Origin of the sequence: Sphingomonas sp. NPDC092440 (assembly GCF_044754985.1) — a bacterium.
Classification (GTDB): Bacteria; Pseudomonadota; Alphaproteobacteria; order Sphingomonadales; family Sphingomonadaceae; genus Sphingomonas.
The window spans coordinates 161,827-183,933 of sequence record NZ_JBIVQA010000009.1 but is presented as its reverse complement, the minus strand read 5'-3'; the positions used below and the strand labels follow the sequence as shown (position 1 = coordinate 183,933).

Below are 22,107 nucleotides of genomic sequence, written 5' to 3'. Positions count from 1 at the left end.
TCGCGGGGATGACGGTGCCTGTTGATTGATGAGGGTGCCCGCTGACTGCTTCATGGCCCCAGTCCGATGCCGTCATCCAGGTGATAGCGTTACCAGCACTTGACCTGTATATGCTTCCCGACAACGCTGACAAAAATCGCGGGAGAGGGAATCATGAAGCTGCGCCGTCACGCATTCGCGGGTTCGCTGGTCGCACTGGGCATAGCCCTGGCCGCCGCGGCGCCCGCCGCCGCGCAGGACCAGGCCCGGCCCTGGATGGATGCCGCCCTCTCCGCCGATGCGCGGGTGAAGGCCGTGCTCCCCCAGATGACCGAGGACGAGAAGCTGACCCTGGTCTTTGGCTATTTCGGCACCGATTTCGCGTCGAAGAGCGGCTATAAGGCACCTGCCGAAGCGCGGCAGGGCTCGGCGGGCTATGTGCCGGGCATCCCCCGGCTGGGCATCCCGCCCCAGTGGCAGACCGATGCGGGCATCGGCGTGGCCACCCAGGGCGGCGCGGCGCGCAAGCGCGGGCGGACCGCCCTGCCCTCGGGCCTCGCCACCGCCGCGAGCTGGGACGTCGATCTGGCCCATGCCGGCGGCGCGATGATCGGCGCGGAGGCGCGCGCATCGGGCTTCAACGTGATGCTCGCCGGCGGCGTCAACCTGATGCGCGAGCCGCGCAACGGGCGGAACTTCGAATATGGCGGCGAGGACCCGCTGCTCGCCGGCACGATGGTGGGCGCGCAGATCGCCGGCATCCAGTCGAACCACATCGTCTCGACCGTGAAACATTATGCGGTGAACGATCAGGAGACCGACCGCGATACCGGCAATTCGATCATCGACCAGGGCGCGGCGCGGACCAGCGACCTGCTCGCGTTCCAGATCGCGATCGAGAAGGGCGATCCGGGCTCGGTGATGTGCGCGTACAACCGCGTGAACGGCATCCATGCCTGCGAGCATCCCTGGCTGCTCACCGACGTGCTGCGCCGCGACTGGGGCTATAAGGGCTATGTGATGTCGGACTGGGGGGCGACTCACTCCACCGCGCCGGCCGCCAATGCCGGGCTCGACCAGGATTCGGGCTTCCCGTTCGACAAGGAACCCTATTTCGGCGCGCCGCTGAAGGCCGCGGTGGCGAAGGGCGAGGTCTCGGCGGCGCGGCTCGACGCGATGGCGGGGGCGATCCTGCACGCGATGTTCGCCAACGGGCTGTTCGAGAAGCCGATCGCCGACGCGCCGATGGACCTGGCTCCGGCGATGCTCGCCGAGCATGCCGGAGTGACTCGCCGGGATGCCGAGGGCGGCGCGGTGCTGCTCAAGAACCGGGACGCGATCCTGCCGCTCTCGCCCGCGGTGAAGAAGATCGTCGTGATCGGCGGGCATGCCGACAAGGGCGTGCTGGCGGGCAGCGGCTCGTCGCTGGTCTATCCGGTGGGCGGCAACGCCGCGCCCGGATCGAAGCCGACGACCTGGCCGGGGCCGATGATGTACTATCCCGACGCCCCGCTCGCGGCGATCAAGGCGCAGGCGCCCAATGCCGAGATCCTGTTCGCCGATGGCGGCAATGCCGGCAGCGCCGCAAAGCTCGCCAGGGATGCCGATGTCGCGATCGTCTTCGCCACGCAATGGGCGGGCGAGGCGTTCGACGTGTCGCTCACGCTCGAGGGCGGCCAGGACAAGCTGATCGCGGCGGTGGCCCGGGCCAATCCGCGCACGGTGGTGGTGCTCGAGACCGGCGGGCCGGTGCTGACGCCGTGGCGCGACCAGGCCGCCGCCATCCTCGCCGCCTGGTATCCGGGCACGCAGGGCGGCAGCGCGATCGCCAACCTGCTGTTCGGCAAGGCGAACCCCTCGGGCCGTCTGCCGGTCAGCTTCCCCGCGAGCCTCGACCAGCTGGCCAAGCCCGCCGCGCCCAACAAGGGCGACACGACCTATGGCGAGGGCGCGACGGTCGGCTATAAATGGTATGACGCCAAGGGGCTGACGCCGGCCTTCGCCTTCGGCCACGGGCTCAGCTATACCGAGTTCGCCTATTCCGGGCTGCGTGCGCGCGTCGAGGACGGAACGGTTTCGGCCAGCTTCACGGTACGCAACACCGGCAAGGTGAAGGGCAAGGCGGTGCCCCAGCTCTATGTCGCCGGCACGGGCTGGGAGGCCCCGAAGCGGCTGGGCGCGTTCGACAAGGTAGAGCTGGCGCCGAGCGAGGCGAAGCAGGTCTCGCTCAAGGTCGATCCCCGCCTGCTGGCGACCTGGGACGCGGCGGGCAATGGCTGGAAGATCGCCGGCGGGACGGTGCAGGTGATGCTGGGCAGCTCGGCCAAGGATATCGTCGCGACGGTGCCGGTGACGCTGGCGCCCCGGACGATCGCGGTGGGGTGGCGGCCTTAGGTCGAGGGCTCATATTCTTGCTTCGTCACCCCGGCCTTGCGCCGGGGTCCCGCTGCCTTGCTGACGGAAGAAGAAGCGGGATCCCGGCTCAAGGCCGGGATGACGGTGGAAAATCAGATACTTGTTTGGGTTCTCAACCTAGGTCGAGGACTCATATTCTTGCTTCGTCACCCGGCCTTGCGCCGGGGTCCCGCTATCTCGCCAGCGCAGGAAGCAGCGGGATCCCGGCGCAAGGCCGGGATCCCGTGCGGCTCCTTTCCCGCGCCTTCGCATGAGATCCCGGCTTTCGCCGGGAGGACGGCGATGCGCGGGAGGACGATCTGGCGGCTGGTGGCGGCCAATCAGAGCGACAGCCGCTTGCCCAACCGCGCGCTCTCCCGCGCCATTTCCATGATGCGCAGCCCCAGCACCGCGTCCTCGCCGCTGACCGGGGCCGGCGCGCCTTCGGCAATCGCCCTGGCGACGCCGGCATAGTAGCCGCGATAGTCGCCGGGCTCGGTCGGGACGGTCTCGCTGCTGCCATCGGCACGCGTGAGGCGGCCGTGGAATTGCGGCTCCTCGTCGCCCACGCCCGGATCGGTGTAGCGCGCGCCGTCCTTTACGCGCGCCTCCTGTGGGTCGAGCCCGTGCTTGGCGAAATCGGCGCGGGTGCCGTGCAGCCAGAAGCGCGGGCGCGGCGTGACGAACAGCCGGCCGGCGGAAAGCGTCACCCGGCGCGCGCCATGGAACAGAGTGAGCTCGAAATAATCGTCGGTGCGCCCGCCCTCGCGCTGGACCGCGATATCGGCAAGGATCGCCTCGGGCGGGCCGAAGAGCTGGAGCGCCTGGTCGATCAGGTGCGGGCCGAGATCGGCGAGGATGCCTGCCCCCGCCTCGGGGTCTTCCTTCCAGGCCTGGGCGAGCGCGGGGCGGAAGCGGTCCCAGCGCAGCTCGGCGAGCATGACCTCGCCGAGCGCGCCGCCGTCCAGCAGCTTGCGGACGGTGCGGAAATCGCCGTCCCAGCGGCGATTGTGAAAGGCGCTGACCAGCAGGCCCCTCGCCCCGGCCAGCGCGACCAGCGCCTCGCCATCGGCAAGGCTGGTGGCAAAGGGCTTGTCGATCACGACATGCTTGCCTGCCTCCAGCGCCCGGCGCGCAAGCGGGGCATGGGTGTCGTTGGGCGTAGTGACGACGACCAGATCGATGTCCGGATCGGCGAGCAGCGCGTCGGGGGTGGTGACGGGCACGCCGGGATGGCGCGCATGCACCTGGTCGGCGCGCGAGGTGGCGATGGCGGCGAGCGCGAGCTCGGGCACGGCGGCCACCAGCGGCGCATGGAAGGCCATGCCGCCCAGGCCATAGCCGATCACTCCGGTGCGGATCATGCGACGCTCCTTGTTTTGCTGCCGGGCCGCTCTAGGTCGGCGCCGGCAACTTTCCAATCAGCACTACCGTCATCCCGGCTTTCGCCAGGATGACGGAAGGGGGGAAAAGCGTGACCCCGGCGCGCGGCCGGGATCACGGAGGGGGACCTTTTCAGATCGCGTATTTCGCCCGTTGCGGGCGGGCGAGCATCGCATTGGCGGCATCATCGCCGATGAACCGCTCCGCCGCGGGATCCCATCTGAGCCGCCGCCCGGTCTTCATCGCGATGTGGTGGAGCAGGCAGGTCGAGCAGGCGCGGTGGCCGATCTCCGCCGGAGCGCTGACCGGCACGCCCTTCAGGATCGCGTCCAGCCAGTTCCGGTGCTGCTCGGGCGCCTTGTAGAGCCGGACCTCGTCCGGGCCGATCACGCTGTCGAGGATCCTGGGATCGCTTGCCGTGAGCGGCACGTCGGCGGGCTTGGAAGGATCGGAGGAGGAGACCGCACCGGTGCGCTGGACGAAGACCCAGCCCTTGTCGCCGATGAACTTGACGCCATTGGGCAGCGCGCCCGAAATCGTCATCGTCACGCCATTGGCATAGCGGGCATGCGTCTCGAACGGGCCGTGCACATTCCACAGGCCGGATTTGGGGAACTCGGCGCTGCCCCAGATCTCGACCGGGCCGCTATGCTCCATGTCCATCCCCCAATGGGCGATGTCGACATGATGCGCGCCCCAGCCGGTGATCATGCCGGCGCCGAACTGCTCCATGCGGAGCCAGCCGGGCCGATCCTCGAAGCTGTTCTGCGGGTGGACGCGCGTCTCGGTGTAATAGACTTGGGGCGTCGTCCCCAGCCAGGCATCGTAATCGAGGTTGGAAGGGATCGGCATCTGCGGCGCTGCGGGCCCGGCCGGATCGCCCGGCAGGCCGATCTCGACATGCTTCAGCCTGCCGATCCGGCCGTTGCGGACCAGCTCGCAGGCACGGTGGAATTGCGGCCAGGGGTCCTGCCCGCGCTGCTGCGAGCCGATCTGGAGAACCCTTCCGGACTGCTTCACTTCGTCCGCCATGCGCCGCCCCTCGGCGATGGTGAGCGAGGCGGGCTTCTGGAGATAGACATGCTTGCCCGCCTGCACCGCATGGACGGCGAGCGGCGCGTGCTGGTGGTCGGGCGTGGAGATCAGCACCGCGTCGATGTCCTTCGCGGCCAGCAGCTCGCGATAATCGGCATGGCCGCGCGTGCCCGAATAGGGTTTGCCGGTACTGGTGGCATAGCGATCGTCGACCAGCTGCATGCCGGCGCCGAGCCGCCTGGTGTCGACATCGCACACCGCGACGATCTGCGCGTCAGCATGCTTGTGGATCTCCTTCATGTCGTGGACGCGGCTGATCCGGCCGACGCCGATCGCGCCGATGGTCACTCGGTTCGACGGCGCGTTCGCTCCGAACACGCTCGCCGGCACGATCATCGGCGCCGCGATGGCCCCGAGCGTCTGGCGTCTGGAAAGCCGCATGCCCCTCTCCTTCTCTGGTTCAGGCCGAAACCGGCCGGGTGGCGTTCTTCTGCGCGGTAAGCACCAGCTCGGCGGCGAGCAGCGCCTGGTCCTGGTCCTGCGCGACGCTGCTGCGCTCGACGACATCGGCGATGAACTGCGGGCCGAAGGGGAGATGGACCTTGGAGCAGTCCATGTACCGCACGCCCTGCCGGTCGCAGATCAGCAGGTGGTTGCCGCCGGGCCGGCCGGCGATGTCCACATATTTGCGCAGCTCGATATAGCCCTCGGTGCCGAGGATGAAGAGCCGGCCATCGCCCCAGGTGGGCAGCCCGTCGGGCGTGAACCAGTCGACCCGGACATAGCCGGTGCCGCCGTCGCCGGTGAGCATCATGTCGCCGAAATCCTCGAAACCGGGCTTGTCCGGCCAGTTCAGGTTGCCGGTCTGCGCGGCGACGACATGCGCGGTCCTCGAGCCGGTGTAGAACAGGAACTGATCGGCCTGGTGGCTGCCGATATCGGTGAGGATGCCGCCATAGCGCGCCTTGTCCCAGAACCAGTCCGGACGGCCCGAGCCGACGCGGTGGGGGGCGAGGTTGACGGTCTGGATCACCTTGCCGATCCGGCCCTGCCGGACCAGCTCGCCGGCCTGGACGGCGGCGCGCACCTCGAGCCGCTCGGAATACATGATCGCGAACTTGCGCCGGGTCTCGGCGATGGTGCGGCGAACCTCGGCGAGCTGGGCGAGGCTGGTGATCGCGGGCTTGTCGCCGAGATAGTCCTTGCCCGCCTGCATCGCCCGGATGCCGAGCGGCGCGCGGAGATCGGGGATCGGCGCGCCGGCGATCAGCCTGATCGTCTTGTCGCCGAGGATCTCATCCTCGCTCCGCGCCAGCTTCACGGCATTGCCATAGCGCTTGCGGAACAGGTCGACCTGCCGGGGATCGGCCGCATGAAAGGCCTTGAGCACGCCGCCGCCGCGGATCATCGCGTCGGTCATCGAATAGATGTGCGCATGATCGAGGCCGATCACGCCGAAATCGATCCTGTGCTTCACGCCCGGCTCGGGGCCGATGGGGGCGGCATTCTCGGACGGGGCATTGCCCGAGCTCTGCGACTGGGCGAGAACTTCGGGCGGCAGCATCGCGGCGATGCCCGCGATGCCAAGGATCGAACGACGGTCCATTTCTCGAAGCTCCCTGTCACTGTGCCGGCGTGGCGGCGGTCTTCCAGTTGATGACATGATAGGTGGCCGGGGTCCTGCCCACATTGCGCAACGCATGTTGCGCGTTCGACGCATTGAAGATCACCGAGCCGGGACCGAGCCGCTCCCATTTGCCGCCCGAAAGCGCCTCGACCGTCCCCTGGTCGATGATCACCAGCTCCTCGTTGGGATGCTGGTGCGGCGGATGCGAGGACAGGCCCGGGTTGAGCGTGGTGACGTGCATCTCGAGCTCGGCCAGCGTCGCGGTGGGCTGGCGGACGAGATTGCGGAGCGCGCCGACATCGGTCTTCTGCACGGCCAGCCGGTTCCAGTCCCACACCGCCGGCCCCAGCACGGCCTGCCGCTGCGCCAGGGCATTGGCGCCCCAGCCGAGCAGCAGCGCGGCCGTCGCTACGGCCAGGTCCCTTTGCGTGATTCGCATCACCACTCTCCTTGCCCGCGCGATCGCTCGCCGCGTCGGACGGCAGAGTGTTATCCGCAATTGTCCGAGTTTTGAACCCTATTTTTCGAACATCGCGGCGGCGCCGCCATGCGCGGCGAGATCGAGCGTCAGCGCCTCCCCTTCCGCCACGCGCCGCTCGGTAAGGATCGGGGCGTCGGGCTTGTCGCCATCGCTCCACAGTCGCATCGCCGCGCCCCGCCGGCCGAGGAAATCGAGCGGCACGGTGACCTTGCGCGCGGTCTCGCTGTTCAGCGCGCCGAGGAACCAGCGCGCGCCCTTGCGCCGGGCGAGGACGATATATTCCCCCGTCTCCCCGGCGAGATAGCGCGTCTCGTCCCAGCTTGCCGGCACCGCCTTGATGAAGTCGAAGCCGGCGGGACTGGCGGCATAGGTGTCCGGACTGTCGGAGACCGCGGCGACCGGCGACAGGAAGGCGACGTACAGCGCCAGGCCGTGCGCGCGGCTGGTCTGGACAAAGGGCAGGTCGCCGCGGATGCGGAAAGCCTCGGGCGTCACGTTGCGGAAGCCGCCGGGAGTATAGTCCATCGGGCCGATCAGGCCGCGGGTGAAGGCGAGCATGACGTTGTGGCGCGACGTCACCCGGCGCGACCATTTATTGTACTCGGCGCCCATCACGCCTTCCTGCGTCATGAAATTGGGCCAGGTGCGCGCCAGCCCGCGCGGCGGATAGGCGCCGTGGAAGTCGACCATGATGTGATGGCGCGCGGCGGCGGCCAGCGTGCGCGCATACCAGTTGACCATCCACTGGTCGTCGCGGTCCATGAAATCGACCTTGATCCCGGCGATGCCGAGCTTCTCATATTCGGCGAGCGCGTCTTCCTGCTGCTCATCCAGCGCCTGCCAATGCATCCAGAGCCAGAGGCGGACCTTCTTCGATTTGGCGTAGTCGACCACTTCGCGAAGGTTGAGCGCGTCGGTCCATTTGGTGATGTCGACGCCAGGGCGGCGCACCCCGCCCCCGCCGGCACCCGCATACCAGCCCTCGTCGATCATGGTATAGGGCAGGCCGTTGGCGGCGGCGAAGTCGATCAGCGCCTTGGCGACGGCAGTGGTGCTGCGCTGGCCGGGCAGCGCCGCGACCACCGGGCCGCTCCACCAGTCCCAGCTCGTCAGGCCGGGCTTGATCCAGCTCGTATCCTCGATCCGGCTCGGGCTCGAGAGATTGAGGACCAGCGTCGACTCGTTGAGCTTGCCCAGCTGGTCCGCCAGCATCACCACGCGCCACGGCGTGACGATCGGGCTGCCGATCCGCGTGTGCACGGCGATGCGATAATCGTCGAGCGAGGGCGACAGCTTGGCCTGCAGCCCCGGCCCGCCATCGCCCCGGCCGGTGAGGTACATGCCGGCGAAGTCGAGCAGGTCCGCCTCGGTCAGGACGAAGGCCGCCTTGCCGGTCTCGCAGGCGAAAGGCAGGCTGAAGAGATTATGGTCGCGCAGGCGCGGTACGTCGACGGGATCGAACTCGCCTTCATGGCTGGAGCCGAACTTGCCGACGTTGAAGCCCCAGCATTTGTAGGTCGGCGGAAAATAGAAGCCGGTGCGCTCGTAGCGGACGATCGCGGCCGCGGTCTGCGGCTGGACCGGCACGACGGTGCGAAAGGCGACGCCATCGTCATAGGCGCGCAGCACCACGTCCATCCGGCGCTTCGCTCCGCCCTTCTCCTGGAAATGCACGGTGAGCTGGTTGTAATGGTCGCGCCCTTCGGCGGCATTGCCGGCGACGATCGGATAGCGGGCATCCGCGCTGGCGGTCTCCGAACCGGTGATCGCCAGGCCATAGCCGAGCGTATCGGCATCGAGATCGAGCAGGATCGGCGACGGCGCGAGCACCAGGCTGCCGCCGCGCGACACCGCATAGACCGGCGTGCCCGCGCCGTTCAGCTGGAGCGAGATGCGGTTGCTGCCGTCAGGAGACACGGCGGTGAGGACCTGTGCGCCGGCGGGCGCGGCGATGAGCAGCGCCAATGCCGCGAGCCCCGCCTTCACGCCTTGTGCGCCTTCAGCACCGGGGCGAGCACGCTCTCCATCGCGGCAAAGCCCTGGCCGGTCGGATGGACGCCGTCAAAGGCCATGCCGGGCTTCATCGCCCCCGCCTCGGTGGCCAGCACCCCGGTATAGTCGATGAAGGTGGCGCGGGCGCGGCGGGCATAGCTGCTCAGGAACAGGTTGATCCGCCGGATCGGTTCGACCGGATCCAGGCCAGGGCGCCAGGGGAAATGGTCGGCCGGCGGCACCGCGCCGAGCAGCACCGCAATGCCGTGCGCCTGGGCAAGCTCGGTCATCGCCTGGAGATTGTCGCAGCTTTGCTGGACCGTCATCTTGCCCGTGTTCCCGGCAACGTCGTTGGTGCCGGCCATGATGTGGACGAGGCGCGGGCGCAGCCGGATCACATCGGCCATCATGCGGAGCACCATCTGCGGCGTGGTCTGCCCGCCGATGCCGCGGCCGATGCGGCCGGAGGTGAAGAAGCCGGGCCGGCTGTCGGCCCAGATCTGGGTGATCGAATCGCCCATGAACACGATGTCGACCTTGCGGCCCGAGGCGACCAGCTTCTCGTTGTCGGCGGCATAATGGCCGAGCCAGGGCCAGTCCTCCTTCAACTGGCGCTGGCGCTTTTCCTCGCCGCTCTCCTGCCATTTCCCGGCACAGGCCGCAGCGGGCGCGAGCAGCATCCCGGCAAGGAACCCACGGCGGACCATCGACATCACGGCGTCTCCAGCATCGAACGGATGCCGCCGACACTAGCGCCCGGCCGGCCCGTGCGGAAGCGCCCCGGGGACGGGACGGGTTTTCGGAACAAAAGCCCGCAAGTTCCGGCGGACAGGGCCGTTTAGGGGATCGGCCCGGCATTGTGCGCGGATGACGGGACCGTGTCGAACGGCGTTACGCGCACCAGTTCGTTCCTTGCCGCCGGAGGGAGCTTCCCCCTGGGTCCGGCGGCAAGCGAACGGTCTTGTCAGTGCATCGACGCCGCCTCGCCCTCGGCCCGGACCACCGGCGCGCGGCCCGCGGCGATCGCGAACACGCACAGGGCGACATAGCAGGCCGCCGGCACGACCAGCGCGAAGGCATAGCCATGCGCGCCCGAGATCAGCCCGACGAGCAGGGGCAGCACCGCGCCGCCCACAATGGCGGTGCAGAGCAGGCCCGAGGTCGCCTCCGCGCTCGCGGTGGAACGCTCGAGCGTGAGCGTGAAGATCACCGGGAACATGATCGAGTTGAACAGGCCGATGCTCAGCGCGACGAAGCCGGCAGTGACGCCGCCGACCACGAAGACATAGAGGCACATCGCGGCCGCAATGGCGGTGAACAGCGCCAGCAGGCGGTCGGCGCGGACAACCGTCAGCAGGCCCGAGCCGAGGAAACGGCCGACCATCGCGCCGCCCCAATAGAAGGCGACGGCCTTGCCCGCTTCCTGGAGCGAGACGCCCGGAATGCCGTCGCTGCCCATCAGATAGCCGAGCACCGGCACGCCGAACGCCGCGTCCGAATGACCCCAGATCGCGTCCGAATTCAGGAACAGCGCCATCTGCGTGCCGATCGCCACTTCGGCGCCGACATAGAGGAAGATCGCGAGCGCGCCGAGCAGCGCCCATTTGGAGGTGAGCGCATCGGTGAACAGCGCCCAGAAACCGCGCTGCGGGCCGGTTGCCGGAGGCGCCGCCTCGGTGACGACGCGGCGGCTCAGATAGAAGAACACCGCGAGCGCGGCGATCAGGCCGCAGATCCAGAAATAGGCGGAGTCGATGCCGGCCAGCGCCTGGGCGCGGATTTCCGGCGTGACGACCGTGCCTTCCTTCACTTCGACGCCCTTGAGGAACAGGTGCGCGCCGAGCAGCGGGCCGAGGAAGGTGCCGAACGAGTTGAACGTCTGGCTGAGCACCAGGCGGAAATGGCTGCCCTTGGGATTGCCCAGCGCGGCAGCGAGCGGATTGGCCGCCACCTGCAGGATGGTGATGCCGCTCGCCAGCACGAACAGGCCGAGCAGCACCAGCCAGTAATTGGCGATGTTCGCGGCGGCGAGCATGATCAGGCAGCCGGCGATCATCGTGACGAGCGCCGCGAGGATCGAAGGCACCGCCTTCAGCCTGCTGACCAGCACGGCAGCGGGAAGCGAGACGACGAAATAGGCGAAGAAGAACGCGAACGCGCTCGCTTGGGCCTGGAAATCGGTGAGCGTGAAGATGCCCTTCACCGCGGCGACCAGCGGGTCGACCAGCGAGGTGATGAAACCCCAGGCGAAGAAAAGCGTGGTGACGGCGGCGAAGGCCAGCGTCGTCTGCGTGGAACGTGCGGATGCCAAGATATCTCTCCCCTGCGGACGTCGCCCGCTTCTTCCCCTGGCGGGCGTTTGCGGGAAACTGGTCCGACAACGTTGCCAATGTCAAGGCACGTCGTCGCATCGTGTAAATTCGACGCTCGCCACGTGCGCCCGGTTTGGCTTAATAGCAGGTGGCGATTCAGGTCGCCCGGCCCCAGGGCGGCCGCGGAGGAGATTTGCGAGTGACCAAAGTGTTTTCGGGCCGGGTGGCCCGCCGGGCCGCATGGACTGCGGCGCTTGCCGGGATAGCGGCGCCTGTCGTCGCGCAACAGGTCGCTCCCGCGCCGCAGACCACGCCGACGCCCACGCTCCAGGCCGTGCCCGTGCCGCCGTTCGTCCCCAACCCGCCGGTGGTGCTGCCGGTGCTGACGGCGGCCCAGGCGGCCGAGCTCGCGCCGATCCTCAACGAGGCAGGCTTCGCCCAGGGCCTGCGCCGCGTCGGCGATCCGGCGCCCAGCTTCAAGGACAGCGAGACGCTGGTGCGCGCGGCGCTCGACTATGCCCGGGCGGTCCATTCAGGCCGCCTGGCCGAGAGCGACTTCGATCCGAACTGGGGCCTGCGCCCCGCCGCCTATGATCCCCTGCCCGCCTTTGCCGAGGCCGTGAAGCAGAACCGGGTCGGCGCCTGGCTGCGCGACCTGCCGCCGCCCTGGGCCGGCTATGACACGCTGCAGAAGGGCCTTGCCACCTATCGCAAGATCGTGGCGGCCGGCGGCTGGCAGAAGCTCGCCGCAGGGCCGGACCTGACGGTGGGAGCGAGCGGCCCGCGCGTGGCGGCGCTGCGCAAGCGGCTGGCGGTGGAGGATCCCCAGGCGATCGCCACCGGCGACAAGTTCGATGCCGAGCTGAAGGAAGCGGTGGTCCGCGCCCAGCGCCGCTACGGGCTCAATCCCACCGGCCTGGTCTCCTCGGGCACGCTCGCCGCGCTCAACGTGCCGGCGCAGGACCGGGTCGGCCAGATCATGGCGAACATGGAGCGCTGGCGCTGGCTGCCGAGCGAGCTGCCCGCCAAGCGCATCCAGGTGAACATCGCCGCGGCCGTGCTCACCGTGTTCGAGGGCGATGCCCCGATCGCGTCGATGAAGGCCGTCACCGGCCGCCCCGGCAACGAGACGCCGATGCTCCAGTCGAAGATCCACTCGATCGTGCTCAACCCGCCCTGGAACGTGCCCACCGGCATTGCCGCCAAGGAGCTGTGGCCGAAGGGCGAGGCCGCGCTGAAGGCACAGGGCTACAAGATCATCGGCACCGGCGCGAACCGCCGCCTGCAGCAGCAGCCGGGGCCCAAGAGCGCGCTCGGCCGCTACAAGTTCGACTTCCCGAACAATTATGCGGTGTATCTGCACGACACGCCGTCGCAATCGACCTTCGCCAGCTTCAGCCGGCTCGCCAGCCATGGCTGTGTGCGCCTGGAGAAGCCGGGTCCGCTGGCGCAGCTGCTGCTGCGCAACGATCCGAACTGGCAGCCCGACCAGATCAGCGCCGCGCTCGCCAAGGGCGACACGCTGCGCGTGACTCTGCAGGAGCAGGACCAGGTGTCGGTCTATCTGCTCTACTGGACCGCCTTCGCCAATGCGAACGGCACGATGAACTTCCGCGGCGATCCCTATGGCTGGGACAAGGATCTCGCGGCAAAGATCGAGAAACGCTCCGCGATTACGGCTGCGGCCGTTTCCGCACGTTGAGAAAAGGGGAAATGATCGAAATGAAGACCCGTACCCTCGCATTGATCGCCGTTGCCGGCCTGGCGCTCGCCGCCTGTTCGGGCAGCAAGCCGGAGGACACCAGCGCGAACGAGACCGTCGTCGCGAACATCGGCGAGCCCGAGACCTTCAGCAACGTCACGATCGACCAGCCGGTCGAGACGCCGGCGACGACCAATGTCGCCACCAATCCGCCGCCGGTCGCCGATCTGTCGCCCGACGCGCAGACCCAGGACGATGCCGACGCGACCGGCATGACCGCCAAGGTCGACCGCAATTCGAGCGCGGGCGAGCCGGCGCACTGAGAATTGACCCGTCCTCAGATTGAGGACAGTCTTTTTTCCATCGTCGTCCCGGCCTTGCGCCGGGATCCCGCTTCTTCTCCAGTCAACGAGGCAGCGGGACCCCGGCGCAAGGCCGGGGTGACGATAGGAATTTGAAGCTCTTCCAGGTCCTAACCTAATCCTGGGTCCGGATGCAGAGCGACACCGCGCCGCCGGCCAGCGTGCCGAGCGCCAGGATCAGCAGCCACAGCGTATAGCCGGTCTTCTCCGGCGCCAGCGCCAGCGCCAGCAGCGGCGCGACCATCGCCGGCAGGGTGTTGGTGAGGTTGAGGATGCCCAGGTCGCGGCCGCGATGCGCGGGATTGGGCAGCAGCTGCATCGCGATCGCCGAATGGATCGCCAGGAACACGCTGAGCCCCGACAGCGCCAGCGCATGCCCCGCCGCCGCCACGCCCCACCCCCTCGCGAACGCCATGACGCCGAGCCCGGCCGCCATTGCCAGCGCCCCCGCGGCAAGAAAGGGCTTGCGCCGCATCATCCGATCCGAGAAGCGCCCCGCCAGCACCGTCAGCAGCACCGCGACGATGGTGGAGCCGGTCATGGTCGCGACGATCGGATTGGCTTCCACGCTGGTCTTGCTGATGTCCTCCCGGTCCAGCACCGACAGGAAATAATAGAAGCCATAGGTGGACAGGCCATTGCCGGCGACCTGGAACAGGATGCGCGAGGCCCAGGCGAGAATGAAATCGAAGCGGCGGAGCTCGCGCTGCGGCGCGGGCGGCGGCGGCGGCAGCGCGGCACCTTCGCGGGCGAGCAGCAGGAACGGCGCGGTCAACGCGACGAACAACAGGCAGAGCAGCGCATAGCGCATCGCATCGCCCCCCAGCCCGGGCAGCGTGATCAGCACCGCCGCCATCGCGCCGATCGGATGCGAGACGCCGGTGAGCCCGGCCACCATGCCCTTCTGCGCATCGGGTATCTCGTCCGCCATCACCGCGGCGATCGGCGCGAACATCATGTTGATCCCGATCTGGATGCAGGTGACGGCGAGCAGCAGGCTCACCGGATCGGCCGCGACCAGCAACAGGCCATAGGACGCGCTGAGCACGCCCAGCCCCACCGTCACCCAGGGCCGCCGGGTGCCGCGCAGCCGCCGCGTGCGATCGCTCAGCGCGCCGAACAGGATGTTGGCCAGGCTCGCCACCGCCGCGCCGCCCAGTGCCCCGGCGCTGAGGAGCTGTACCGCATGGCCGCCCCCCGCCTGCGCCGCCTTCAACGGCAGCAGCACCATGACGAACGGCATGAAGCTGACGAACATGCCCGCATAGGCCAGCGCATAGAGCAGGACGAAACCGCGGCCGGGCGAGACGAAGCGTCGCATGGACGGCGGAGCATCGTCGCCGGCCGAAGGCAAGTCAACGCCGCGGGGGCGCGGTCGAGGCACGGACGACGAAATCGAAGGGAAGTAGGAAGCGGCCATTGCCGGGCGTGTCGCCGCGGGTTTTGCTCTCGATCAGCAGCTCGGCGGCCTTGGCGGTCATCGCCGCGATCGGCTGGCGGATCGCGGTGAGCGCGGGCACGCTCATCCGCACCGTCGGCGTGTCGTCGAAGCTGACCACCGAGAGATCGCCGGGAACCGACAGGCCGAGCGGCCCGGCGGCATGGAGCACGCCCAGCGCCATCTCGTCGCTGCTCGCGAGCACTGCGCTGGGCGGCGTTTCGAGCCCGGCGAGCGAGTTGAGCGCCGCGATGCCGGCCTCATAGGTGAAGTCGCCCGGCTGGAGATAGGCGGGATCCACCTTCAGCCCGCGCGCCTCGATCGCGCTGGTGAAGCCGCGCAGGCGATCCGGGCTCATCGCATATTCGGGATGGCCCTGGACATAGGCGATGCGGGTATGGCCAAGGTCGAGCAGATGCTCGGTCGCGCGGCGCGCCGCCGCTTCGTCGTCCATGTACACCGCGAAGCCCTCGCCCTCGCGGTGCGATCCCAGCCGCGCGAAGGTCAGCCCGCCCTGGTGGAGCAGATCGGTGATCCGGTCATCCTCGCTGTGCGGCGGCGTCAGGATCACGCCGTCCGGATGGAGTGCCGAGAGCGCGGCCTGGACCTGCGCCTCCAGCGCGTCCGAATGCGAATCCACCAGCTCGAACAGCATGCGATAGCCATGCTCGGCGCATTTGAGCATGCCCCCGTACAGCATCTGGTCGACCCAGTCGTTGCCACGCCGCGACTGCCAGCCCTCGAGCGTCGGCCGCTCGTCGTTGAAGGCGAGGATCAGATAGGAGCGCGAGCCGCCGAGCCGGCGCGCGGCGAGGCTGGGAACATAGCCCAGCTTGTCGATCGCCGCCCGGACGCGATCCTGGACCGGCGCGGTGACGTTGGGCCCCTTGTTGATGACGCGGCTCACCGTCTGCAGCGAGACTCCCGCCTCCGCCGCCACGTCCTTGATCGTGATCGCGCGCTTCTTCTGCATCAGGCCCCGGCCATGGCGGGACGGCCGAGATCCACCTTCTCGGCGCGGCAATGCGCATCGATGAACTGCTGCTGGCTCGGCAGCTGCAGGACGAAGCCGGCAAGCTGCTCGCGCGCCTTTTCCAGTCCCGCATAGAGCATCGCCTCGTCGATACGGTCGACCAGCGGGTGATAGGTGCGCGGCCGGATGCCCATGCCCTCCAGCACCGAGAACCAGCTGACCGAGCGGAACAGCTCGTCCAGCCCTTCGCGCAGCGTGCCGTTGATGCGGAACAGTTCCACTCGCTCCTTCAGGCTGTCCGGCCATTCCATGTCGCGGCATTTGCGCCAGAAGGGCGTGTCGTCGCGCGCGGTGGTGCAATAATGGAGCACGATGAAGTCGCGGATCTCGGTATAGTCCGCCACCATCCGGCGATTATATTCGTCCGCCAGCGCCGGATCGCAGTGGCGATCGGGCAGGAAGCGGAAGAAATAGTCCATGCCGCGATAGATCAGGTGGATCGCAGTCGATTCCAGCGGCTCGATAAAGCCCGAGGACAGGCCGATCGCCAGCACGTTCCTGTGCCAGATCCGCTGGCGCACGCCGGTCTTGAACGGCACCACCATCGGCCCGGCGACCACTTCGCCCTCCACCTTGTCGAGCAGGATGCGCGTCGCTTCCTCGTCGTCCATGAACTCCGAGGAATAGACATGGCCGTTGCCGGTGCGGTGCTGCAGCGGGATGCGCCAGCGCCAGCCGGCGTCCTGTGCCTCGGCCAGCGTATAGGGGCGCGGCGGGCCGACATTCTCGGTCTGCGCGGCGATGGCACGGTCGCAGAACAGATAATTGGACCAGTCGGTATAGCCGCTGCCGAGCGCCTTCTCGATCAGCAGCGCCCGGAAGCCCGAGCAATCGATGAAGAAATCGGCGTCGATGGTGCGGCCGTCCTTCAGCGTCAGCGTGGAGACGAAGCCGCGATCGTCGAGCGCCGCATCGATGACGATCCCCTCGGTCCGCTTCACGCCGCGCGCCTCGGCATGGCCGCGCAGGAACCGGGCGACGCGCTTGGCATCGACATGGAGCGCATAGGAAGCGCCGGCGATCGGCGTGCTGCGCGCCTTGAACGGCAGCATGAAGCGGCCGGCATGCGCCATCACCGTGGCCGGCGCGAAATCCTGGAGCGGGAAATCATGCCCCGCGAGCGTTGCCTTGCGCCAGCATTGGTAGAAGTCGCTGAGCTCCACCCGCTGGCCGACATCGCCGAACGGGTGGAAATAGCTCTCGCCCTTGCGAAACCAGTCCTTGAACTCGATGCCGAGCTTGAAGCTGGCCTGGACCTGGCGGACGAAATCCTGCTCGTCGATGTCGAGCTTGGCGATCAGCTCCATGAAGGGCGGGATCGTGCTCTCCCCCACGCCGATCGTGCCGATATCGTCGCTCTCGACCAGCTCGATCTCGAACAGCCGGCCCTTCATGTGATGCGCCATCACCGCGGCGGCGATCCAGCCGGCGGTGCCGCCGCCGACGATGCAGACCTTACGGAGCGCGTCCGGATTGTTCATGCGGGGGTCCTCATGGGCTCGGCAGCGGCACCATCGACCGTCGCGAGAAATTCGAAATGGGTGGGCGTATCCGCCACGGTGCGGGCGATGGCGGCGCGCATCTGCTCGAGCCCCTGCGCAAGTTCGTCCGTATCGACCGCGGCGACGCCGGGATCGATCCGCTCGGGCAGATGCTCGAACCCGCCATAGATGGCAAGCCAGGATGCGGGCGAGAACATCTCCCAGCGATAGCGCAGGAATGCGCCCCGCGCGCGCCAAAGCTCCAGCTTGGCGGCCAGGCTGTCGGGGAGCGCCATGTCGCGGCACGCCTGCCAGAAGGCGCCCTCGCGCGCGCTCAGGCGATAATGGAGGAGGATGAAGTCGCGGACGCGTTCCATCTCCTCGGCCGACTGGCTGTTGTATTCGGCGGTCACCGCCGGATCGAAGCCCTTGTCGGGGAAGAGCTGCTTCAGCCGCTCGATGCCCGTCTCGATCAGCGCGATGCTGGTCGATTCCAGCGGCTCGAGAAAGCCCGAGGCCAGGCCGAGCGATACGCAGTTCTTCGTCCAGGCGGCCTCGCGCCGGCCCGGCGTGAAGCGCAGGCGGCGGGGCTCCATCATCGGCTTGCCGGGTACATTGGCGAGCAGCTCGGCCCGGGCATCGTCGTCGCTCTGAAAATCGCTCGAAAAGACGATGCCATTGCCTTCGCGGCTGCGCAGCGGGATGCGCCATTGCCAGCCCGCGGTGCGCGCGGTGACGGTGGTGCAGCTGGGCGGGTCCCCCACCCGCGCGCTCTGCACGGCAAAGGCGCCGTCGCACAGCAGCCAGTGCGACCAGTCGCGATAGGGCGTGCCCAGCGCCTCGCCGATCAGCAGGCCGCGAAAGCCCGAGCAGTCGACGAACAGATCGCCCGCGACGCGCTCGCCACTGTCGAGCGTCACTGCTTCGATGAAGCCGGTCTCGCCGTGGAGCGCCACATCGGCGATCCGCGCATCGATGCGCGCCACCCCCGCGCGCTCGGCATGGGCGCGCATGTGCGCGGCGAAGCGCGAAGCGTCGAAATGCAGCGCCCAGTCGAACACCGAGAGCTGGCTCGGCGGATTGGGCAGCGGCACGCTGGCATGGCCTTCGCGCGCGAGCATCGCGCCCAGCGAATATTCCTCCAGCGGCGCGGCCTGGCCGGCCTTGCGCGCCCTTTGCCAATAATGATGGAAGTCGATGCCGCGCAGGTCCTGCCCGAAGCGGCCAAAGGGATGGACGAAGCTGGTCCCCGGCTTCCAGTCGACGAAGCGGATGCCGAGCTTGGCGGTCGCCTCGCAGGCGCGCATCACCTCCGCATCGGTCATGCCGAGCGAAGCGTAGAAACGGCGGATGGTGGGGATCGTCGCCTCGCCGACGCCGATCGTCCCGATCTCGGAGCTTTCGATCAAGGTGATCCGGGTGCCCGTCCCCGCCAGATATGTGCCCAGCGCAGCCGCCGCCATCCATCCGGCGGTACCCCCGCCGACGATGACGACACGCTCGATCGCGCCGCTGGCCGTGCCCCCATGTTTCATTGCGTCATTCTGGTCGTCCCGGCCACGGCTTCGCAAGCGAAACCGCGCCGACCCGCTCCCTGGGAAAAATGAGCCGGCGGCCCTGGAAGACCGCCGGCCCAGGAGGGTTGGCTCTTAGAAACGGTAGCGCACGCCCACCGAGTAACGCGGCTCGAAGCGGTTCTGCGAATGGAACTGCTTCGAATCCTGGTCGAACTGGAAGTAATAGCGCTCGCGCTCGCCCAGCAGGTTCGAGACATTGCCGTAGATCGCGAACTGGCTGTTGATGTTCGCGGTCACGTTCACGTCCACATAGTTGCTCGTGTCCTGCATCACCGGGATATTGCGCTGGTCGACCCGGTCGGGCGCCGGATCGGGATCCACGTCATAGCCCAGGCCCATGTTCGCCAGGCGCGGCGTGCGGTGGTTCCACGCGACGCGGACCTGGAAGATATCGTCCTGGTACCAGCCGACCAGATTGATCTGGTGCTTGGAATTATCCTGGAAAGGCAGTTTCTTGCCGTCGAGACCTCGTGCCGACTGCGAGGAGTCGGAGAAGGTGTAGTTGGCGTCGATGCCGAAGTTGCGCAGGAACGGCACGTTGGGGAACAGATCGGTGAAGGCCAGCTTGGCGCCGGCTTCCACGCCCTGCAGGTTGCCGCCATCGCCCTGTACCGGCTGCGTCACCGGCACCGTCCGGCGGATCACGCCGTCGGCGTCCGGATAGCGGCCGGTCATCATCGTCGCGGTGGTGACGAAGCTGTCGATGTTGAGCTTGAACAGGCCGATGTTGAGCATCGAGGCGCGGCCCAGATAATATTCCAGGCTGAGGTCGTAATTGTTCGAGCGCCACGGGTTCAGATAGGGATTGCCGCTCGCATTCGCGCTCGTCACCTGGCGGACGCCGAGCGGCGCCGCCGTCGGGTTCGTCGGGTTGGGGCCCTGTGAATCCGCGGTGTTGATCTTCAGGCCGCCGCCGTAATTGCCGAGGTCCAGCGGGATCATCGTCTTGGCGAAGGCCGCGCGCACGCGGATATTGTCGGTGACGTCATAGGACAGGGTCACCGTCGGCAGCCAGTCGGTATAGCTGCGGCGGGTTACGCTGTCGCCGACGTCGAGGTTGGTGTCGCCATATGCCCGGGTGTCGCCGGTCAGGTTCTGCTTCACGTCGATGCTGGTCTTGATGACCTTCACGCCGATATCGGCCTTGAACGCGCCGCGCTTCCAGTTGGTGTTGATGTAGGCGCTCTCCTCGATCAGGTCGACGTCATAGGTGTTGCCTGGGACGATCACCTCGTCGGCGCCGCCGAATACCCGCGTCATGAACGACTTGATGTCGTCGAAGTCCTTGGGATTGACCACCCACATGCCCGGCATGCCGTTGACCACGCCGCCCCAGTTCGTCTGGAAATAGACGTTGTTATAGGCGTTGAGCTTGGTCGGCCGGTTGACGGTATAGCCCTGGAAGCAAGTCGGCGCGTTCGCCGCCGAAGCGCCGCAGGGCGATGGCGTTGGTGCCAGCGGCAGCGCCGCATTATAGCCAGGGTTGGAGACGAACTCGCCCGCCGAGCATTGCGGGTTGTCCATCACCACGTCAATCGCCTTCCACTGCGCCGAGCAGCCCGCCGCGGTGGCGGCGCCATTGCCGCCATAGAAGTTCGAGAAGAGGTGGAAGTTCTTGATCTGGGTCGAGCGGTCCGAGCGGCGCACGCCGACATCGACACGGTTCAGCACGCCGAACAGGCCGCCGCCCTGGAACTCGTAGCTGCCGTCGGCGCGGAACACGCCGAGATCGGAGCTGTTCTCCTGATTGCCTTCGGACGAGAAGGCCGCGACGGCATAGCTGTCGAGATTGGCCATATAGTCCTTGAGCGACTTGCCCGCACCCAGGCCGCCCGAGATCGGCGTGTCGAAGCCGCTGAACACCGGGTTCTGCCCCCGCAGGTCGAGGTGCAGCAGCGGATCCTGGCCATAGCCCAGCGGGTTCGGATCGATGTAGCGGCCGCCGTTCGCGCCGACCACGTTGTTGGTATAGCGCGAGGCCGGGTACAGCGCCGCGATGTTCGCCGGGTAGAAGGGCCCGCGGGTCAGGTCGTTCGGGTTGCGGAACAGCGTGAATGCCCGGTTGCCCGCGCGCCAGTTGCTGAGATCGCCCTGCACCTGGCCGTTCATGCTGCGCAGATTCGCATCCGAGCGCAGCGCGCGCGCAGTGAACTTGAACGGGCCGCCCGTGTCATAGTCGAGCTGCAGGTTGTAGTTGGTCGATTTCTCGCGCGCGGTGCGGTTCACCGAGAAGGAATTGAACCACCATACGTTGAGGTCATACTGGTCGACGTCGAGCCAGGGCTGCTGGTTCGCGCCGAGCTGGCCCGTCGAGGTGGACTGGGTGGGCGTCGTCCAGGTCAGGCCGTTCCAGCGGTTCGAGATGTTCACGCCCGCGGCGCGGTTGTGCTCGACCAGTTCGGTATGGAAGACTTCGCCGGTCAGCGTCCAGCCCTCGGCGAACTTCAGCTGCACCGCGCCGTTGATGCCGAAGCGGTTGCGCTCGACTTCGCGGCTGAACAGCTCATAGCCGTGCGGCGCGATCCAGTTCGGCCCCGTGCCGCCCCAGTCGTTGTTGCCGAACGGGCTGCCGCCGATGCCGGCATAGTTGTTGCCGAGATGCGCCTTGCTCTGCGTGGCGCCGACCATCACGCCGATCGTGTCGTTGCGCCAGCTCAGCAGGCCGCTGATCAGATAGTCGTTCTTCTTGGTATAGTCGCCGCGCGAATATTCGACCTGGTTGGCCAGGGTCAGGCCGCTCTTCAGGTCGAAGGGACGGCGGGTGCGCAGGTCGACGGTGCCGGAAATGCCCGACAGCGCGTTGCGCAGGTCCTGCGACTTGTAGACGACCACCGCGTTCATCAGCTGGGCGGGGATGTCGTTGAGGTTGGGCTGCGCGGTGCCGAGATTGCCCGGGCTAAGATATTGCTCGCCATTGAGCAGCGTGATCACTTGGGGCAGGCCGCGGATGTTGACGCTCGAGCCCTCGCCGGCGTCACGCTTGATCTGCACGCCCGAGATGCGCTGCAGCGCGTCGACCACGGTGACGTCCGGCAGCTTGCCGATGTCTTCCGAGGAGATCGCATCGACGATCGCCGTCTCGTTGCGCTTGATGTTGATCGCCTTGGCCTGCGACGCGCGGATGCCGGTGACGACGATCTCTTCGCCCTGATCGGCTCCCGCATCCTGCGGCACCGCCGCCGCGTCCTGGGCCCATGCCGGCGCGACCAGGGCGGTCGACGCCAGCAAGCCGGCCATCAAACTGGATAATCCCTTCATTCCCTCTGTCCTCCCACTCTGTTCTGCACCCCGACGCATCTACGCGCGCCTCA

The 22,107-nt window shown here is 67.8% G+C and carries 15 protein-coding genes; 3 read left to right on the top strand and 12 right to left on the bottom strand.

The features are described from left to right. Positions 1-153 precede the first annotated feature (153 nt). Complete coding sequence (locus tag ACIQCS_RS16565) at positions 154-2,373, top strand: glycoside hydrolase family 3 C-terminal domain-containing protein (RefSeq protein ID WP_345847037.1); 2,220 nt, start codon at positions 154-156, stop codon at positions 2,371-2,373. A 341-nt stretch (positions 2,374-2,714) separates the two neighbouring features. Here ACIQCS_RS16565 and ACIQCS_RS16560 read toward each other — a convergent pair whose 3' ends face one another. The 7 genes from ACIQCS_RS16560 to ACIQCS_RS16530 all read right to left on the bottom strand — a co-directional run bounded on the left by ACIQCS_RS16560 (position 2,715) and on the right by ACIQCS_RS16530 (position 11,202). Beyond that, positions 2,715-3,737 carry an oxidoreductase gene (locus ACIQCS_RS16560; RefSeq protein WP_345847038.1) on the bottom strand — a complete coding sequence of 341 codons (1,023 nt, stop codon included), beginning with the start codon at positions 3,735-3,737 and terminating at the stop codon, positions 2,715-2,717. Between the two features lie 151 nt (positions 3,738-3,888). Then, positions 3,889-5,232: a Gfo/Idh/MocA family oxidoreductase gene (locus ACIQCS_RS16555; RefSeq protein WP_345847040.1), complete on the bottom strand. Its 1,344-nt coding sequence runs from the start codon at positions 5,230-5,232 to the stop codon at positions 3,889-3,891. A gap of 19 nt (positions 5,233-5,251) precedes the next feature. Beyond that, complete coding sequence (locus tag ACIQCS_RS16550) at positions 5,252-6,397, bottom strand: Gfo/Idh/MocA family oxidoreductase (protein WP_345847042.1); 1,146 nt, start codon at positions 6,395-6,397, stop codon at positions 5,252-5,254. Positions 6,398-6,413: 16 nt separating this feature from the next. Then, on the bottom strand, positions 6,414-6,857 hold the full coding sequence (locus ACIQCS_RS16545) for a cupin domain-containing protein (RefSeq protein WP_345847043.1): 444 nt from the start codon (positions 6,855-6,857) through the stop codon (positions 6,414-6,416). Between the two features lie 78 nt (positions 6,858-6,935). Further along, positions 6,936-8,885: a glycoside hydrolase family 97 protein gene (locus ACIQCS_RS16540; protein ID WP_345847045.1), complete on the bottom strand. Its 1,950-nt coding sequence runs from the start codon at positions 8,883-8,885 to the stop codon at positions 6,936-6,938. Beyond that, positions 8,882-9,604 carry a GDSL-type esterase/lipase family protein gene (locus ACIQCS_RS16535; protein WP_345847046.1) on the bottom strand — a complete coding sequence of 241 codons (723 nt, stop codon included), beginning with the start codon at positions 9,602-9,604 and terminating at the stop codon, positions 8,882-8,884. The genes ACIQCS_RS16540 and ACIQCS_RS16535 overlap by 4 nt, the downstream gene beginning before the upstream one ends. A gap of 251 nt (positions 9,605-9,855) precedes the next feature. Beyond that, on the bottom strand, positions 9,856-11,202 hold the full coding sequence (locus ACIQCS_RS16530; RefSeq protein WP_345847047.1) for an MFS transporter: 1,347 nt from the start codon (positions 11,200-11,202) through the stop codon (positions 9,856-9,858). Positions 11,203-11,411: 209 nt separating this feature from the next. On the opposite strand from ACIQCS_RS16530, the gene ACIQCS_RS16525 reads away from it, so the two are divergent. Continuing rightward, the gene (locus ACIQCS_RS16525; RefSeq protein ID WP_401531355.1) at positions 11,412-12,905 is read left to right on the top strand and encodes a murein L,D-transpeptidase; all 1,494 of its coding nucleotides are present in this window, start codon (positions 11,412-11,414) and stop codon (positions 12,903-12,905) included. A 20-nt stretch (positions 12,906-12,925) separates the two neighbouring features. Next, positions 12,926-13,228 (top strand): hypothetical protein, encoded by a 303-nt coding sequence (locus ACIQCS_RS16520; RefSeq protein WP_280280858.1) that lies wholly within the window; start codon positions 12,926-12,928, stop codon positions 13,226-13,228. Positions 13,229-13,382: 154 nt separating this feature from the next. Here ACIQCS_RS16520 and ACIQCS_RS16515 read toward each other — a convergent pair whose 3' ends face one another. The 5 genes from ACIQCS_RS16515 to ACIQCS_RS16495 all read right to left on the bottom strand — a co-directional run bounded on the left by ACIQCS_RS16515 (position 13,383) and on the right by ACIQCS_RS16495 (position 22,033). Further along, positions 13,383-14,588, bottom strand: a complete 1,206-nt coding sequence (locus ACIQCS_RS16515; protein WP_345847049.1) for an MFS transporter — start codon at positions 14,586-14,588, stop codon at positions 13,383-13,385. Between the two features lie 34 nt (positions 14,589-14,622). Continuing rightward, positions 14,623-15,678, bottom strand: a complete 1,056-nt coding sequence (locus tag ACIQCS_RS16510) for a LacI family DNA-binding transcriptional regulator (protein WP_345847050.1) — start codon at positions 15,676-15,678, stop codon at positions 14,623-14,625. After that, the gene (locus ACIQCS_RS16505; RefSeq protein ID WP_345847052.1) at positions 15,678-17,219 is read right to left on the bottom strand and encodes a tryptophan halogenase family protein; all 1,542 of its coding nucleotides are present in this window, start codon (positions 17,217-17,219) and stop codon (positions 15,678-15,680) included. The genes ACIQCS_RS16510 and ACIQCS_RS16505 overlap by 1 nt, the downstream gene beginning before the upstream one ends. Then, on the bottom strand, positions 17,216-18,754 hold the full coding sequence (locus tag ACIQCS_RS16500) for a tryptophan halogenase family protein (protein WP_345847053.1): 1,539 nt from the start codon (positions 18,752-18,754) through the stop codon (positions 17,216-17,218). Before ACIQCS_RS16500 ends, ACIQCS_RS16505 begins: the two co-directional genes overlap by 4 nt. A gap of 114 nt (positions 18,755-18,868) precedes the next feature. Next, positions 18,869-22,033, bottom strand: coding sequence for a TonB-dependent receptor (locus ACIQCS_RS16495; RefSeq protein WP_345847055.1), 3,165 nt, complete (start codon positions 22,031-22,033; stop codon positions 18,869-18,871). Positions 22,034-22,107 lie beyond the last annotated feature (74 nt).

Bases quoted from the DNA above. Each gene is read 5' to 3' on its own strand.
- ACIQCS_RS16565 (WP_345847037.1), top strand. From the start codon at position 154: ATGAAGCTGCGCCGTCACGCATTCGCGGGTTCGCTGGTCGCACTGGGC.
- ACIQCS_RS16560 (WP_345847038.1), bottom strand. From the start codon at position 3,737: ATGATCCGCACCGGAGTGATCGGCTATGGCCTGGGCGGCATGGCCTTC.
- ACIQCS_RS16555 (WP_345847040.1), bottom strand. From the start codon at position 5,232: ATGCGGCTTTCCAGACGCCAGACGCTCGGGGCCATCGCGGCGCCGATG.
- ACIQCS_RS16550 (WP_345847042.1), bottom strand. From the start codon at position 6,397: ATGGACCGTCGTTCGATCCTTGGCATCGCGGGCATCGCCGCGATGCTG.
- ACIQCS_RS16545 (WP_345847043.1), bottom strand. From the start codon at position 6,857: ATGCGAATCACGCAAAGGGACCTGGCCGTAGCGACGGCCGCGCTGCTG.
- ACIQCS_RS16535 (WP_345847046.1), bottom strand. From the start codon at position 9,604: ATGTCGATGGTCCGCCGTGGGTTCCTTGCCGGGATGCTGCTCGCGCCC.
- ACIQCS_RS16520 (WP_280280858.1), top strand. From the start codon at position 12,926: ATGAAGACCCGTACCCTCGCATTGATCGCCGTTGCCGGCCTGGCGCTC.
- ACIQCS_RS16515 (WP_345847049.1), bottom strand. From the start codon at position 14,588: ATGCGACGCTTCGTCTCGCCCGGCCGCGGTTTCGTCCTGCTCTATGCG.
- ACIQCS_RS16510 (WP_345847050.1), bottom strand. From the start codon at position 15,678: ATGCAGAAGAAGCGCGCGATCACGATCAAGGACGTGGCGGCGGAGGCG.
- ACIQCS_RS16505 (WP_345847052.1), bottom strand. From the start codon at position 17,219: ATGAACAATCCGGACGCGCTCCGTAAGGTCTGCATCGTCGGCGGCGGC.
- ACIQCS_RS16500 (WP_345847053.1), bottom strand. From the start codon at position 18,754: ATGAAACATGGGGGCACGGCCAGCGGCGCGATCGAGCGTGTCGTCATC.
- ACIQCS_RS16495 (WP_345847055.1), bottom strand. From the start codon at position 22,033: ATGGCCGGCTTGCTGGCGTCGACCGCCCTGGTCGCGCCGGCATGGGCC.